This window comes from Desulfosediminicola sp. (assembly GCF_048381775.1).
Taxonomy (GTDB): domain Bacteria; phylum Desulfobacterota; class Desulfobulbia; order Desulfobulbales; family Desulfocapsaceae; genus Desulfopila; species Desulfopila ganghwensis.
The window spans coordinates 1-16,149 of record NZ_JBLXGE010000012.1; the positions used below are offsets into that span (position 1 = coordinate 1).

12 protein-coding genes are annotated in these 16,149 nt (G+C 49.9%); 5 read left to right on the top strand and 7 right to left on the bottom strand.

What is annotated here, in order from left to right; all coding sequences use genetic code 11:
• Positions 1-215 precede the first annotated feature (215 nt).
• The 4 genes from ACN5NT_RS18015 to def all read right to left on the bottom strand — a co-directional run bounded on the left by ACN5NT_RS18015 (position 216) and on the right by def (position 3,727).
• Entirely contained in the window at positions 216-1,589 is a 1,374-nt protein-coding gene (locus ACN5NT_RS18015) for an NAD-binding protein (protein WP_136799131.1), read from the bottom strand.
• A gap of 176 nt (positions 1,590-1,765) precedes the next feature.
• Positions 1,766-2,281: a phosphatidylglycerophosphatase A gene (locus ACN5NT_RS18020; protein WP_419176355.1), complete on the bottom strand. Its 516-nt coding sequence runs from the start codon at positions 2,279-2,281 to the stop codon at positions 1,766-1,768.
• Positions 2,253-3,200, bottom strand: a complete 948-nt coding sequence (fmt, locus tag ACN5NT_RS18025; protein ID WP_419176356.1) for a methionyl-tRNA formyltransferase — start codon at positions 3,198-3,200, stop codon at positions 2,253-2,255. Before fmt ends, ACN5NT_RS18020 begins: the two co-directional genes overlap by 29 nt.
• Positions 3,197-3,727 carry a peptide deformylase gene (def, locus tag ACN5NT_RS18030; RefSeq protein ID WP_419176357.1) on the bottom strand — a complete coding sequence of 177 codons (531 nt, stop codon included), beginning with the start codon at positions 3,725-3,727 and terminating at the stop codon, positions 3,197-3,199. Before def ends, fmt begins: the two co-directional genes overlap by 4 nt.
• Before the next feature lie 655 nt (positions 3,728-4,382).
• Here def and ACN5NT_RS18035 point away from each other — a divergent pair.
• From ACN5NT_RS18035 to ACN5NT_RS18055, 5 genes are all read left to right on the top strand, one after another.
• Positions 4,383-5,366 (top strand): TAXI family TRAP transporter solute-binding subunit, encoded by a 984-nt coding sequence (locus tag ACN5NT_RS18035; RefSeq protein ID WP_136799134.1) that lies wholly within the window; start codon positions 4,383-4,385, stop codon positions 5,364-5,366.
• Between the two features lie 446 nt (positions 5,367-5,812).
• The gene (locus ACN5NT_RS18040; RefSeq protein ID WP_136799135.1) at positions 5,813-8,389 is read left to right on the top strand and encodes a TRAP transporter permease; all 2,577 of its coding nucleotides are present in this window, start codon (positions 5,813-5,815) and stop codon (positions 8,387-8,389) included.
• Between the two features lie 103 nt (positions 8,390-8,492).
• Positions 8,493-8,990 carry a universal stress protein gene (locus ACN5NT_RS18045; protein ID WP_136799136.1) on the top strand — a complete coding sequence of 166 codons (498 nt, stop codon included), beginning with the start codon at positions 8,493-8,495 and terminating at the stop codon, positions 8,988-8,990.
• A 211-nt stretch (positions 8,991-9,201) separates the two neighbouring features.
• Positions 9,202-9,798, top strand: coding sequence for a glycerol-3-phosphate 1-O-acyltransferase PlsY (plsY, locus tag ACN5NT_RS18050; protein ID WP_136799137.1), 597 nt, complete (start codon positions 9,202-9,204; stop codon positions 9,796-9,798).
• 251 nt (positions 9,799-10,049) lie between these two features.
• Positions 10,050-11,009, top strand: a complete 960-nt coding sequence (locus tag ACN5NT_RS18055) for an NADPH:quinone reductase (protein ID WP_419176358.1) — start codon at positions 10,050-10,052, stop codon at positions 11,007-11,009.
• A gap of 493 nt (positions 11,010-11,502) precedes the next feature.
• On the opposite strand, the gene ACN5NT_RS18060 is transcribed toward ACN5NT_RS18055, so the two are convergent.
• The 3 genes from ACN5NT_RS18060 to ACN5NT_RS18070 form a co-directional block, all read right to left on the bottom strand.
• The gene (locus ACN5NT_RS18060; protein WP_419176359.1) at positions 11,503-12,558 is read right to left on the bottom strand and encodes a prolipoprotein diacylglyceryl transferase family protein; all 1,056 of its coding nucleotides are present in this window, start codon (positions 12,556-12,558) and stop codon (positions 11,503-11,505) included.
• Positions 12,559-12,582: 24 nt separating this feature from the next.
• On the bottom strand, positions 12,583-13,602 hold the full coding sequence (locus ACN5NT_RS18065) for a phosphatidylserine decarboxylase (protein ID WP_419176360.1): 1,020 nt from the start codon (positions 13,600-13,602) through the stop codon (positions 12,583-12,585).
• 142 nt (positions 13,603-13,744) lie between these two features.
• Positions 13,745-16,102, bottom strand: a complete 2,358-nt coding sequence (locus ACN5NT_RS18070; protein WP_419176361.1) for a hypothetical protein — start codon at positions 16,100-16,102, stop codon at positions 13,745-13,747.
• Positions 16,103-16,149: the final 47 nt, after the last annotated feature.

The following is a 16,149-nucleotide window of genomic DNA, read 5'->3' on the forward strand; positions in this document are numbered from 1 at the left end:
TCTCTGGCACGTTTCGAAGCTCAGTCAGCTGCGCGACTTCTAGTCGTCGAGTGTTGTTCTCCGTGTTTCAAAGACCGAGCGAAAGTACAGAATTGGGGGCAGAGTGTCAACTGATTTTCTCGATATCTTTTGTGGGGGGACGCTATCATATCATCGGGTTCTGCCTATCTCCATGAAAAACCGGTATTGCTGAGTTTCGATGGGTCAGAGGTTTTTTATGCATGACTGTTGTTCATGGCTGGGCCTGCTTTAAGCACCTGCTTTGTGGTTCGTACAATCTCCGTTGCATCAGGGCTTTTTATGACGATCGAATCAATGCCGATCTTCATTGCGGTTGTTTTTGTCTCTTCATCTTTATGCTTGGTGAAGAGGATAAGCTTTATAGAGTTTAAGTTCTTGTCAGCTCGCAATCTTTTGCAGAGGTCAAGGCCTGAGATATCAGGCAGGTCATGATCTATTATAGCGCCATCTGGTTTTTCAGTGATAATTCGTGCCAATCCATCTGTTCCATTTTTGGCCGTGAGTATGTGGAAGCCTGAACGTTGGAATATCCTGGTGTAAAGGCGGCGAATCACGGGGTTGTCATCCACGAGAATGATTTTTACTGCATCTTTAACGGTACATGATGACGGATTTTTTTGGCAGATGCTTACCGTTAACAGTCTATCCCCCAAGAGTATTTCCTCATCCGGGTGCGGCATAAGGATATTGCTTTCGTCTCTCTGGATTCCGACGATTTTAGATTCCAGAAAAGAATTGGCCGTATCTACTACATGGCCTGCAAGGTCAGATTGAGGTGTCACGTCAATCCAAGCGGGTTCCTGGTCAAGTTCGGTAATGGGGATCGGTTCCTCTTCCAGCTTGTCTGATAGCTTTAGAATTTTTTCTGCAACGCTCCTGCCTGCGGCTGCGTAGGGTGAAATTATTGAATCTGCCCCTGCTCTCAGCATTCGTGATTCGGAAGTCGCCATTTCTGTTCTGGCTATAATGTGCAGGGTTGGGTTGAGTTCTCGAGCGGTTAATACCGTGAACAGGTTTTCCGGATCTGAGTTGAGCAGGGCAAGGAGGCCGCTTGCCTGTTTGATGCTTGCGGCAAGAAGGGTGTCTTCTTTGGTTGCGTCGCCAGGCAGATAGTTGAAATGGTTCTCGGAGATCAGCTTAATCTGTTCATCATCGTTTTCAATAACAACGAATTCCGTGCCTGTTGAAGCAAGATGTTCTGTGGCTGATTCGCCAACCCTTCCGTAGCCGCAGATGATCACGTGATTCTTGAGCTCTTTTATCCGTTTCTGCATGGTGCGCTTCTCCATATTGCCGCTGGCCGCCCGCTCGACCAGTGCTTCTGTGAAGGTGTGTGCCAGAAAACCTATGGAGCCAAATCCGAACAGAATCAAAAGAATAGTGAAAACTCTCCCCGTTTCCGAGAGGGTGTGAACTTCTCCAAAACCGACAGTGGTGATCGTGATAACTGTCATGTAGAAGGCATCCAGAAATGAATAGTCCTCTATAATGGCATACCCGGCTGTGCCTGTGAGCAGGAAGGTTACAGTAAGCAACAGACCGATAAAAAGTTTCCCGTGATAATTCATCCGGAACCTCTCTGCCAGCGGGCCAGCAACGGGTCGATTGGGTGGTTTTCTTTTAATCTTATTTAATTATAGGAAAAGCAGGCTGGAAAGAAAAGAGAACAGCAGATGGGAATGAAGAGCAAATCTCTTATTCAGCGTAAGTTATTGGCAGGCTGAATAAGAGATGAATGTATCATTTATAGTATGGGCCCGATAAACAGCCAGATGATTTGCAGGCAGATAAGGGCATAGAGTCCGGCGATAACGTCGTCCATCATAATGCCGAAACCGCCGTGGATTCGTTGGTCAAACCAGGAAACCGGGAATGGTTTGGCGATATCGAATATACGAAACAGGATAAAGGCGAGCGCCAGGGCTACCGGGTGATTGGGGCAGAGTAGCAAGGCGATGAACATGCCGAGAATCTCATCAATGACGATAGGCCCGGCATCTGCCCGGTCGAGAATCTTTTCGGCTGAGCCGGCAGCAAAGAAACCTATGATAAAAACACCAATCAACGTCAGCAGGTAAAAGGGCAGGGTGAGCCCTTTTATGAGCAACCAGGGTAAAAAAGCAAACAGTGAACCCCAGGTGCCGGGAGCTTTGGGGAGAAAGCCAACCCACAGGCCTGTGGCGATTGCCATGGTAAGAGTTTTCATTCGATAAATAGTGTGGTCGGGGATGTCAGGATGTGAAAACTGCGCCGTTTTCAATGGATCTGCCGCAGAGCAGGGCTTCGACCGTCATGCGTTTTTTGCCCTCCGGTTGAACTTCCCTTATCAGCAGGCAGTTGTGGCCAGTGGCAATAAGCAGACCTCGTTTGTCCGCAGAAAGGATTGTGCCGGGTGCGGCTTCAGGGTCCTTATTGCTGATTTCGGGGGCAAAGAAGCGGAATCGGGTGCCTTCAAGAAAACTGTAGGCGGAGGGCCATGGATCGAGGCCCCTGATGAGGCAGTGAATCTCCCTGGCGGTCTTGCTCCAGTCGATTATGCCATCTTCTTTTTTCAGCATCGGGGCAACAGTTGCCAGGGATTCGTCTTGTGGAGTGGCCGTTAGTTTGCCTTCGCGCAGGAGGGCCAGTGCCTCAAGCAGCGTCTTGCCACCGAGTTCTGCAAGCTTTGGGTAGAGACTACCTGAAGTTTCGTTCTCGTCAGGTGTGATAGCCGCCTTCAGGAGGATATCACCTGTATCCATACCTTCGTTCATCTGTATAATGGTAATCCCTGTTTCAGGGTCTCCGTTTATGACAGACCATTGGATCGGTGCAGCTCCCCGGTGAGCCGGCAATAACGAACCATGAACGTTTATGCAGCCATGGGGTGCGAGGTTCAGGATATTGGTGGGGAGAATGCGACCGTATGCTGTCACCACGATAACATCAGGCTCAAATGCGGCAAGCTGATCGTGGAACTCCTGGGTTTTGATTTTCGTTGGCTGCAGTACGGGCAGTCCAGCCTGTTCGGCTAGCACCTTCACCGGTGGAGGGGTGAGTTTTTTACCTCGTCCCTTGGGTCTGTCGGGTTGAGTTACAACTGCGACCACAGAATCGGGGCCATCCAGCAAGGCTTGAAGAGTAACCTCGGCAAAGTCAGGGGTTCCCATGAAAATAATGCGAAAAGGGCGGTCTGTCATGCGGTCACCTTGGCTTTCGGGTTGTCAGCCAGCCATTTCTTTACTTTCTTTTTGTAGAGGTTGCGCTTGAGCGTGCTCAGGTGGTCGATGAAAAGGATGCCGTTCAGGTGGTCGATCTCGTGCTGAAGAACAACTGCAAAGCGATCTTCAGTCTCCACTTCGAGCTGGTTGCCCTCAAGGTCCTGGTAGGCGACAGTGATTTTTTTAAATCGCTTGACCTTGGAGGTGAGTTCCGGCACGGAAAGACAACCTTCTTCGTCGAGCTGGTGGCCCTCATGGGCGATGATTTCAGGATTGACCATGGCCATGTATTCCTGCCCTTCTTCGCGGTCCTGGGAAATGTCGACGACAATGAGTTTGCGCGATTCACCTATCTGTGGTGCGGCAAGGCCTATGCCGGGGGCGTCATACATCGTCTCTGCCATGTCTTCGACAAGCTTTTTCAGCTCATCATCAAACTGCTCTATCGGTCGTGTTTCCTGCCGGAGAACCGGCTCGGGGTATTGGTAAATTTTACGTATACTCATCGGTGTTCTTGTTCCGTTTCTGTTTTCTGTTTGTACCGGGTTGCAATAAAGCAATATAGTATACCATAAGGTAGCCCTGATGGCTACGGAGCAAATATAAGCACATGCACAGCTAAAATACACCTAAGCATGTTTAAAAGACCTGTTCAGAGTAAAGCTGGGCATCTGGTACTCAGGGTGCGTGTGGGCTCAGAGTGTTAGGGCGAGAAGGGGTGTCGCTGGGAAAACTGGACTAAGCAAAGTGATAAATGGAGTATGTAAACCAGGGAATATCTCTCAAAAATGTAAAGATACCATAAAACAGAATGATGTTTTCGGCCAGTGATGTTGATGCTCTCACCTGAATCGAGCCGGAAGGCGTGGGGTGTGGCCACCCGCACTGTATCGAATGATTGTATACAATATCTGTTTAACTCTCTGGGGAAAAATGATTTTTAATCAGCAAAAGGGCTTGACTTATCGGGTCATATGTTGTGATTTAATAGCTTTAAATTTATCACAAAAATGTAATCGATATCGGGTGTTGCGCCTTAGTGGTTGTAGTTGGCGCAGGACCCTTGCATCGTTTGGAGGATTATGGCGTCAATGAATCTTCACTGCTCGTGCTAACGTTTGGTGGGGGGTTCTTAAACACAAAAAAGAGAGGAGAAGACGAATGAAAAAAAGTGCGTCCTTAATGGCGGCTGTTGCTTTTGGTTGCGTAACCGCTTTCAGTGTAATGAGTGGAGCAGCTTTTGCTCAGGATCAGAAATTTGTTACCATCGGAACCGGTGGTGTAACCGGTGTTTACTACCCGACTGGTGGTGCAATTGCCCGTCTGGTAAATAAAGGCAAAAAAGAGCATGGAATTCGAGCTACTGTAGAGAGTACTGGTGGTTCCATCTACAATCTCAATGCTATCAGATCCGGCGAACTCGATATGGGTGTTGCCCAGTCTGATTGGCAGTATCATGCATACCACGGTACCAGCAAATTCGAAGAAGCTGGCCCTAATAAAGATCTCCGTGCAGTATTTTCCGTACACCCAGAGCCTTTCACCGTTGTTGCCCGTGCAGACTCCGGTGTGAAGAACTTCACCGATCTCAAAGGCAAACGCGTAAACATTGGTAACCCTGGCTCCGGTCAGCGCGGAACCATGGATGTTGTCATGACCCAGCTCGGATGGACTCTTGATGACTTCAAACTGGCTTCCGAGCTCAAGCCTGCAGAGCAGTCCAAAGCTCTTTGTGACAACAAGGTAGATGCAATTATCTACACTGTTGGTCATCCAAACGGATCTATCCAGGAAGCTACCACCGCTTGTGATTCAGTTCTGGTAAATGTTGATGGTCCCAAAATTGAAGAACTGGTTGCTGAAAAGGATTACTACCGCATCGCTACCATTCCTGGCGGCATGTACCGTGGTTCAGATGAAGACACCACAACTTTTGGTGTTGGCGCTACCTTCGTTTCCTCTGCAAACGTACCTGAAGAAGTTATCTATAATGTAGTGAAGGCTGTATTCGAGAACTTCGACCAGTTCAAGAAACTGCATCCCGCTTTCGCCAATCTCAAGAAAGAAGAAATGATCAAGGATGGTCTTTCTGCTCCTCTGCACGATGGTGCTGCGAAATACTACAAAGAAGCAGGCCTGATGTAATTTGCTCCTTGTTGTTCAGATGTTGGAGCCAGATCGCTGTTTCGCTTTGAAGCAGCGATCTGGCTTTTTTGTGTAGGTGTACGCGACCGTGATTCTGATTGTCACCAGCTGGCACATACTAACTATTTGGACATTCCATCCTTATTGTCTCGGGTGGGATAGGTATAACCTGAGCCGTCTGACCTGCTGCGTTGTGTCTTTCCAAAGGCGTTCCCCTGGAGAAGTCTTTCACTACCAAATCGATCAGGGATCAGTAGGTTTTTTTTTGTTCGTGGAGTTTCCCGGCAGGCTCAGTGGGGCGCAGCTTTTCGCCTGTCGTGGGATCACAGATTGTGATCTGCCAATAAACTGCACTCTGTAAAATTCATAGTATGGACAGCTATAGATGCAGGGTGGGAAGTCGGTAATTGCACTCGAGATTTATTAGCACAGGAGGAGTCAGAAGTATGACGAAGCCGAAAGAGAAACCGCTATCCGATGAGCGAATTCATGAAATGATCGCAGATGCGGATATCGGAGCGCGTATTCCAGAGGGAGCTATCTCCAAAAGAGTGCTCTTCTTCGTACCGCTTGCCTGGACATTGTTTCAGCTGTGGTATGCGTCACCGCTGCCATTCATGTTGAATCTTTTCGTTCTAAACGACACTGAGGCGCGGGCGATTCACCTTGCTTTTGCAATGTTTCTTGCATATACCGCCTTTCCAACCCTCAAGTCTTCCCCCAAACGATATGTTCCGATTCAGGATTGGGGGATAGCCTTGCTGGCGGCGTTTTGTGCTGCCTATATTTTCTTATTTTACGCCCAGCTTGCCGATAGGCCAGGAAACCCGACCACACCTGATCTTGTTATCGCGGTAATCGGTCTGGTGCTGCTTCTTGAAGCGACAAGAAGAGCCCTGGGGCCGCCGCTTATGATTGTGGCCATTGTGTTCATTACCTACACTTTTGCCGGGGCACACATGCCCGAAGTCATATCTCATAAGGGCGCCAGCCTGGTCAAGGGCATGACCCATTACTGGCTGACAACCGAGGGTGTCTACGGTGTTGCCCTGGGTGTTTCCACCAGTATGGTGTTCATGTTTGTTCTTTTCGGTTCACTGCTTGAAGCGGCCGGTGCTGGTAATTATTTCATTCGTACCGCATTTGCCGGTCTTGGCCATATGCGTGGGGGGCCGGCAAAAGCTGCAGTCGTTTCTTCGGCAATGACCGGCCTTGTGTCGGGCTCATCGATCGCCAACGTGGTAACCACCGGAACCTTCACTATTCCACTTATGAAAAAGGTGGGATTCCCAGCGGAAAAAGCGGGTGCGGTTGAGGTCGCGTCGTCAACCAATGGCCAGCTCACCCCGCCGGTCATGGGCGCCGCCGCGTTCCTCATGGTGGAGTACGTCGGTATTTCGTATATCGAAGTTATCAAGCACGCATTTCTGCCAGCGGTCATTTCGTACATTGCCCTGGTCTATATCGTACATCTTGAAGCGTGCAAACTGAATTTGAAGGGGATGAAGAAGAGGTACAAGAAGACTCTTGCCCAGAGTCTGTTAAGCTTTGTCAGCACCATGTTAGTGATGATTGTGATTGGTGCGGCCACATACTACGGATTGGGCTGGATAAAGTCGGTTGCTGGCGGTGCGACTCTCTGGATAGTGATAGCACTGTTGGTCGTGGCCTACTTGTTGCTGTTAGCTTTCGCCTGTAAGGTGCCCGAACTGGAAGTTGACCATGAGATCAAGGAACTCCCGGATCTTGGCTCGACCGCCCAGGCCGGTCTGTATTTCCTGCTGCCCATCGTGGTGCTGATGTGGTGCCTCACGGTTGAGCGGTTGTCGCCGTCACTTTCCGCTTTTTATGCGACTGTGCTGTTGATGGTGATCGTGATCACTCAGCGCCCGCTGAAAGGCTATTTTCGCAAAATGCACGGAGATGATTTCTCAATACGACGTGGGTTTGCTGACCTGATTGATGGTATGGTCTCCGGGGCACGAAATATGATCGGTATCGGTGTCGCCACAGCCGCCGCCGGTATTGTGGTTGGTACGGTAACCCTTACCGGGATCGGCCTGGTAATGACGGAGTTTGTCGAGTTGATCTCCGGTGGCAATCTGATGCTGATTCTCATTTTCACAGCAGTCATCAGCCTTATTCTTGGAATGGGATTGCCGACCACCGCCAATTACATTGTTGTTTCGACTCTGATGGCACCGGTTATCGTCAATCTTGGCGCCCAGAGCGGTTTGATTGTTCCCCTTATTGCCGTTCATCTCTTTGTGTTCTACTTTGGCATCCTGGCAGACGATACTCCCCCGGTAGGGCTTGCTGCTTTTGCGGCGGCAGGCATCTCGGGCGGTGATCCCATTCGAACAGGTATTCAGGGCTTCACCTATGATATTCGAACCGCGATTCTGCCATTCATCTTCATTTTTAATACCGAATTGCTGATGATCGGTATTGGCAGCCCCTTGCATTTTGTGGTTGTTGTTTCTGCGGCTGTCGTCGCCATGCTTGTTTTCGCTGCAGCTACCCAGGGCTATTTTCTTACCAAAAGCAGAATCTGGGAAACGGCAGCTTTGCTGCTGGTGGCGTTCATTCTCTTTAGACCTGGTTTTTTCTGGGATAAGGTGTATGCACCTATTGAAGAGCTGCCCGCCGCTCAGTTTGAGCAGGTGCTCGGTGATATGGAGGCTGGCAAGCAGTTCAAGATAGCACTGAAAGGTGAAAATCTGCGTGGAGATGAATATATTAAAACAATCATGCTGCCTGTTGGCGAAGGTGAAACTGGCGCCGATAAACTGATGGAGATTGGTATCGAGACTCGCGTGGAAGAGGGGAGAACCTTTATCGACATGGTTGGGTTTGGCAGTCCGGCCCAGCGGGCCGGTATTGATTTTGATCAGGAAATTCTCAATATTCAACTGGATGCCGACAGGCCACCGAAACAGTTGATGTTTATTCCTGCTTTGCTGTTGCTGGCAGGCGTATGGGTGTCGCAACGCAGGAGAATTACAAAACATGCTGCGGCTTAACCGAGAATCGGGTAGAAGTTGCTGTCAGTAATTGGTGCCGCTATCATAACAGATGATAGCGGCGTACTGATATGAGAAGGACGTCGCTCTTACGGAGTTGAAAATGATTAAAAAGATACTGGTCCCAATCGCATTTTCCCCATATTCCAAGGAAATACTTGAATACGCCGGTTCCATTGCCGGTCCTGTCGGCGCGGAGATGATTATCGTCAATGTCATCAATGAACGGGATCTTGAGGCTGTCGAGCGAATAGCTTCCTACGGGTATAAAGTTGATGGTGAACATTATGTGCACATCATTCAGGAGGAGCGCAGGAAAGAACTCGAGCAGCTTACCGACAATCTGACCCTTGCTGATGAGAAGGTTTCCTTTCAGTTTCTGGTTGGCGACCCTGCTACGGAACTATTGAAGATGGTCGTGGACGAGGAGATTGATATGGTCGTCATGGGAGTGAAGGCCAAGGACATCAAGCATATGTTTACCGGTTCGGTGGCGGAGCGGCTTTTTAGAAAATGCCCGTGCACGATTGTCTCTTACCGTGACACCGGTACTGCCGAGCGCTTGAGAAGACGTATCGAGAGACACCGTCATAAAGCGTGACCTCCGCTCATCGGTAGGATCTGTTGCAAAAGAACGACATCGCCTCACAGAGTGACTGCAAAATCGAGTTCTGTGGGGCGAATTGCGTTTAGGGAAAGTTAATAATGCATGAACATTGCCATTGCCTATAAAGTGCGGTAGGTTGCTGCAAAATCAGTAACCTGGTTCAATCTAACACATCGCAACATATCTATTTTTATAACGGTTTTCTATGTCATATCTTTTAATTATCTTGAGCTACCTGCTCGGAGCGGTTCCCTTCGGACTATTGATCGGCAAAATGGCCGGAAAGGATGTCAGAACCGAGGGAAGTAAAAATATCGGCGCGACCAATGTCAGTCGTCTTCTGGGGAAAAAACTGGGTTTTGTCACTTTGGTCTGCGACTGCCTGAAAGGTTATTTGCCGATGCTGTTGGCTGCGGCAATTTTAAAAGATGCGCCTAATAGTGAAATCATCGTTCCCCTTTGTGGTGTCGCTGCGGTGGTTGGGCATATGTTTCCTGTTTACCTGGGCTTTAAAGGTGGCAAAGGCGTCGCCACAGGACTGGGTGTTTTTCTCTACCTCTCTCCTGTTGCAATACTGATCAGCTTTGTGGTGTTTGCCGCGTCAGTCGCCTTGAGCGGTTTTGTTTCGGTGGGTTCACTGCTGGCATCGGCCTTGATGGTAATCTGGCTTTGGCTGCTGGGGCACTCAGCAATCCAGATATTGACGGCTGCCGTGGTCGCCGGTTTGATCTGGTTCAAGCATCATGAAAATATCGGCAGATTGCTTAAAGGCGAGGAAAAGAGCTGGAAAAAGAAAGCCTGATACTGAAGTCCTGAGCAACCCTTTCTAAGGGGTTCAGAGGGTATCTTTGGGGATGAACGTCATAACGTTCATCCCTTTTTTGTTTGCAGATATCTGCAAACAAGTCATCACAGCAATAGATTTCCCTTTAATGTTCATGGCCTAAGCTGAAAAATGATTATGATTGAGGTTAACTACCTATCAGCCAGCTATCTTCCGGCTGTGGATTAAACTGATGCGCGGGTTTCATAATCTGAAGAGTGAGGTGAAATATGCGGATAATAGAAGTGAGGCAATTTGGTGGGCCTGATGTACTTACCCTGGTAGATCGGGATATACCAGTTCCCGGCAAAGGGCAGGTTGTAATCAAGGTCGAGGCGATCGGGGTCAACCCGGTTGATACCTATATACGGGCCGGTACCTATCCCGTTTTGCCTGAACTCCCCTATATACCGGGTGGTAATGCGGCGGGCACGGTACAGAGTTGCGGTGAAGGTGTGACTGAACTGTCACAAGGTCAAAGAGTCTACACTGCCTGCACCTTCGGGGCTTATGGAGAATATTGCCTCTGCGATGCCACACAGGCTTATGATCTGCCGGAGGAGGCAAGCTTTGCGCAAGGGGCGACGCTCGGTGTGCCGGGAGCTACCGCCTGGCGAGGGCTTTTTATCAGGGGCTTGGGTAAGGCTGGCGAGAAGGTGCTGGTACATGGAGCCAGTGGGTCGGTCGGAGGTGCTGCATTGCAGCTTGGTCGTGCGGCGGGCATGGAGATGTATGGTACGGCGGGTAGCGAACAGGGGCTGAAAATTATTGATGAGCTGGGGGCCGTGAAGTCAATGCTGCATCAAGGTGATTATGTTGACAGGCTTCGCGCTGCTGTACCTGGAGGGTTTGATCTGATTCTTGAAATGCTGGCAAATGTGAACCTTGAAACAGATCTGTCATTGCTGGCACCTCATGGCAGGGTTGTTATCATTGGCAGCCGTGGCAGAATTGAGATCGATCCGCGCTTAACCATGGGCAAAGAAACGGACATCAGGGGGCTCGCCCTTGCCGCCGCGAGTTCCGTGGAACTCAAGCAGACCCATGCTGCACTGGCTGCCGCCGTGCGGGCAGGCGTGTTGAGGCCGTTAATCGCTGCGACTTTGCCCCTCGAAGATGCGCCCAGAGCTCATCAAAAAGTGCTTGAACCTGGCCTCAACGGTAAAATTATTCTTTCTCCAGGCCTTTGATTGGAATGTTTCATAATATGTTCAGCCAACTGTTAACTAGCCCCTGACCTACTCGTTGCGCGGTTTTTCGAAATCCGATGAGAAAAAGTTCTCATTCTGGACGACTCGTTCCAACACCCTGGATATTTATGCTATGGAGGCAGAGAAAAAGGTTTAAGAAGAAATCAAGGCTGTTGGTGGTCCGGAGCTTGTCCAGGTGGTTGAGAACCGGGTTAATGGATTTCTTTCAAAGTGGCACATACTCGTGCCGGGTGGAAGATGGTTTTTCCTGAGGTATCAGGCTGCGCATGGCCCGGTGGGAACCGGAGTGACAACTGTGCATGTCACTTCAGTTAACGAAACAAATACAATATGTGAACTTGAGCAGTGTTCTTTGGCAAAGCTGCGGCTGACAGGAAATTACTGATTCAGTGAGAGACAAGATGCAAACAGCCGGAAAAGGTCCTTCCAATTTCCGGCTGTTATTCAGATAAGAATACAATTCTGTTCAGATCTAAATTCTATCTTCAAGCAAGGTGAACGATACCGTTGAGCAGGTTACGGTGGAACGGCCGAAATAGATGAAAAAAACTACCCAGGCAAGCTGCAGGCCAATGATGACTCCCGGCGTCCAGACATTTTGCAACCCATGGCTGATGAGAGGCTGAACGTTTGTCACGCTTGTATTCAAGAGGGCAAGGCCAATGGTGTAGATAACAGCAATGGCGCCCATTTTCTGATAGACACTCACCTTGCCAAAACCTCGGAAATCAGCACGTAGCACCTCAGAAAGAAGGCGCCAGATCTGAGTTACAACCATACAGAGTACCAGGGTTGCAGTAAAGAAACTGTTCAAAAAGAGCCAGCAACCCATCAATGCGGTAGCTGTATAAATGATACAGGTTATGGCCTGGATCGGGACCAATCTTTCGCCTGCAAGGTGGCTCTCGTACTCTGCTTTTTTGATGTTGCCGTAAAAAATTACTCCGGTACGTTTGAAGATGGATTGTATCAGTGCGCTGCAATCCTTAAGCGGCTTGCCGTAGCAGCAACCGTAACTGAGGCAGGCGAGTCTGCCAAGGCCCTCTCCCAGTGAATACGCAATCGCCATGGCGGCAAGAACCGGCATCATGGGCAGGTAGCAGTCGCCGAAATTGCTGCAGATGAGCCCTGCTGCCAGAATAGCGAATGGCGCCAGAACGATACCGACGAACGAGGCGCCGCCAATAGTAAAGGTATGTCGCTTTTTCTCGACGATCATGGCTACAATGCGGGCTGCCGGCAGGCAGACTGCAAGCAGCATTGCTGTTGCCAGCGCCGTTCCGGTGAGGGAGATCTCCATGGCGCCCAGCAGAATAAGGAGCAGGGTAATCGCCAGCAACTGACTGGTGGCAATGAAAAAGCCGTAATAGGTAAGGTTGGTCCCCTGCCAGTTGGCTGAGTCGCCATGTTTAACCTTGGGGACAATGGCCATCATCTGCCAGCGTTCCCCCGGCAGGTGTTTGAAGCCCCAGAGCAGCAGACAGCCGAGGAGTATGCCGGTGATGATAATGAATAGTAGGTTTGTCATAGCTGCACTCCTTGTGAAGAGCTGTTAAGGCAGTTTGCCGGCCACCGTGGATCGAACTGATACCTCTGTTTCCACCAGCGGACGGCCGACTTTATTCGTAAATCTGCTCTGCACATCATTGCGTTTGGCATTGGCGAGAATATCAGGCGAAAAAGAGATCCTGTTCGGTTCAAAGACCAGAATATCGGTTGAACTCCCAGGTCGGTAGAGGCTTTTGGGACATCCTTTTTCCAAAAACATTCCGGCCTGGACAGGCTGTGGGTTGTGATATTGCAGCTCGCTGTAGGCCTGGACGATATCACCGATCATCAGGGCCACGACTTCAATCATGGCGACCCTACCAACCCCGGAGCCGCCCTCGATATCGGTGTCTATGATGGTGACCACCCGCTTGTTCTTAGCATATAGGGAAGCAAGTGCAATCTGGGCCGCAGGGTTGCAACTGTGGTAGGCGCCATCGATTTCGTAAATATCGAGGACAATGCCGCTAACCGGCACATGGTTATAGTGATATTTGTCTGGCGTGAGGCGGAACACCCCGAAATCACCTTTAGAAAAAACATTATGCCACTTGCGTTCAGTACCAAAGAGTTCTTCTGGCGAGAAAAACTTCTCCTTGATAAAAAGTTCTGAAATATCAGTGAAAGAGCCGACAAGCACCCTGGAATCTGCAGGTGAGACGATTGCCTTGCGGTCTTCCTCCATCGGGCGGAGTTGCCAGTAGCGAATCTGACGTTCAAACACTTTTCGCGGGGTATCGTAGTAGTCCGGTGCGGCGACGCATTCTGTGAGGTCGACAGCTAGGCTCGCAATCATCCTGGCCGCTTTGAACTTCCTGGAATCGAGAAAATCGTAATGGTAGAGGCTCAGCAGGCTGGACATTCGGGCAGAGGTGAGGGCCCGGAAAAGTGCCGGAGCGTTCTCTCGCAAGGTGTTGTAGAGGAACGAAACCGATCTGTCCCCAAAGAGTTGCTCGGTGACGATGGCATTGGTGGCTCTTTCTATGTACTGGTGAGCGGTTGATGGTGTTACTGCCTGGGGCATAGGGAGTTACCTTGGAGTTGAAGCTGGTGCCGCATGGGTTGAGCCTGGGTGGACATTGTGCCAGAACCAGGACTATCCGTTTTCATGTTCAGGGGTTTGATTTCCTTGTTATTATTAATTCAATGATCATGAGCAATTCAGGTCAGCGCTGGTTATTGAGATCATGAACGACTGCGAGACCGAGATGCAGAAGCAGTACAAGATCTTCAGGTGCGGCGGTCTCTTCAAGAACATCGTCTCGTATTTGATCGAAAAAGCCGGTTACTGATCTCGCTCGCGCCTGTGTGTTTGTGCACATGATCTCTGCTATAATTGGATTGCCGCTCTGTTCAAGCCGCAGACAATCTTCTTCAAGTACTGCCAACCCTTCGCTGCATTGGGCTTCTTTCAGATCGTTACGGTAATATTCTTCGCTGGCAGCGTTAAAGATATCGGCTGGTATTTTAGTTGGTTTCCTCCTGTCGCCACTGGTGGCAATTGAATTGCAAACAAGTTTCCCTGAGGCGGAATACCCCGGATCTGTCAATCTCTCATGAAGATTATCGAGCAGGGGAGTTGCCTGTAGCTGATCGGTCAATTCTGCCCCTTCGATTTTGAGAAAGCTGATCAGCGCCTGTTGGTAATCACTTACCTTGATGCGCAGGTAGTTGCGGTACCGTTTACTGTGCCGCTGTTGTTTCACATGTTTGAGGATTTTTTTCAGAAACATGTTGCTGCTGTTGGTACGGATATAGACCGTCGGCACCCCGATTGCGGTAGCAAAAAACATTTGTCGTCGTTCACTTTCCACGGGTGGTAAATCAGGAATATCCTGATGCACAACTTTACCATCCAGCACCATCGAGTAGGCGACGGCGGTAACCAGGTTTTGCAGCTCAACGGCCTGGACCATATCTTCGAGAAAACTCGGGAAAAGCGAATATATTCTGCCTTCAAATCCTGAGTAGCCCATCTGTGACTGGGCACGCATTCGATAAGGCAGGTAGATAGACATGCGGCTGTCGAAGATGCCGATCTCGGCAAGCTCTGCTTTCAGTCGTTCCTGGTTGCCGGGCATACCGTCGAGAGCTGGGCAACTTTCGGTGGAGAGTAAGGTGATAAAATAATCTATCAGCCTGAAGTCCGGGATCAGGTCACCGCTCAATCCCAGTACTTTCGACAGCATATTGTCGAGTTTACGTGGGCCAAACGGGGTGAATGAACGGCCGCAGAACTGAATGTCAGCCTTTTTCTTCCAGCGTCTCCACAACATCCTGAGATGGGTGTAGTCGAGTTCGTGGGGGAGGAAACCGAGCACGCTTTCAGGGTGAAAATCGGCAAAATCAACCCTGTAGGGAGCAGCAGTATAGGTGCCCGCAAAAAGTGGTAGAAAATGTTCGACAATCTTGATCACCAGATCCCCCATATACTTCTCAACCCCTGGCGTAAAGCTTGAACCAGGATCGGTTGCCAGCCGGGTCAGTGCGGAACTCCCTAAAGAGACATGGGTTCCGTTATTGGCGAGGCAGGTGTTGGAGGTGTTTGGCAGCACGATCAGGTTGTTGGTGATGATACCGGCATCTTTCAGTTTGCTGATAGTATTCAGCTGGCTGCGGGATAAGGTCCTGTGGCAGAGGGCCATGTATTTATGTTTTTCCTCGCCGCGCTCCCAGCCGGAGAGACATGGGCTCATGAATAGATGCCGGTAGTACCCGTCAGGGACCAGGTCATTGAGGCGTTTTTGCCGGTAAGGAGCGTGGGGTGCGTTGTAGATGATTGCCCGCTGGCCGGATTCCTTAAGGCCGTAATGACTGTTGGCAAACTGGCCCAGCAACTGGGTGAGAAGAAAGGTGCGTGCGGTTTCTCTTGCGGCCAGGGGACCTATTGCGCCGGCCTGTGCCGAGGGGATGGTAAATGAAAGAATTTCCGGTGAGGTATTATCACTTTGAAAATAACTGAACAGAGAATGGCCACAGCTCTCCAGCGACTCCGGCAAGGAATTCTGGTCGAGGATTTCTGCAAAAGCGAGTTTCAGCAGATAGCTGATCGGTATCCTGATATGGGAACGGTCATTCTGCTGAAAATGAAAGCGTTGACTGTCACCCCGTTGTGGTCCTTTAGGGTATCGTTTGTCGGCAAGGAGATCTGTTGAGAAAACTCGGGATGCGAGAGGGCCGAGGCGCTCTTTTTTAATTCGTACCCAGCTGTTCTCCCAGACATTGGCACGGTTCTCATCGAGAAACTGCCTGATATCCTCAATAGAGCTTGGCGGCAGGTCTCCCCGGCCCACCCGTTTTTCAATATTGCGGAAGAAATTAGACTGGTAGATGGATATGGGCAGGTCGACGTCAGCTGCTTTTCCCTCAACTGCGACCTGTAGCTCATATTCCATTCCTGCGCTACTGTCGCCAGAACCAAAAGGAGTAATGCCAAGGGCCTTAAGCTCCTGGCTGAATTGTATACTGCCAAGCCTCAGCGACTCGGCAGTATGCGAAACCAAAACTGGTGGACAGGATGTCATGCTGGGTGTTGTCTCCGGAGCTGAAACGACATTTTTAAATTACCTCA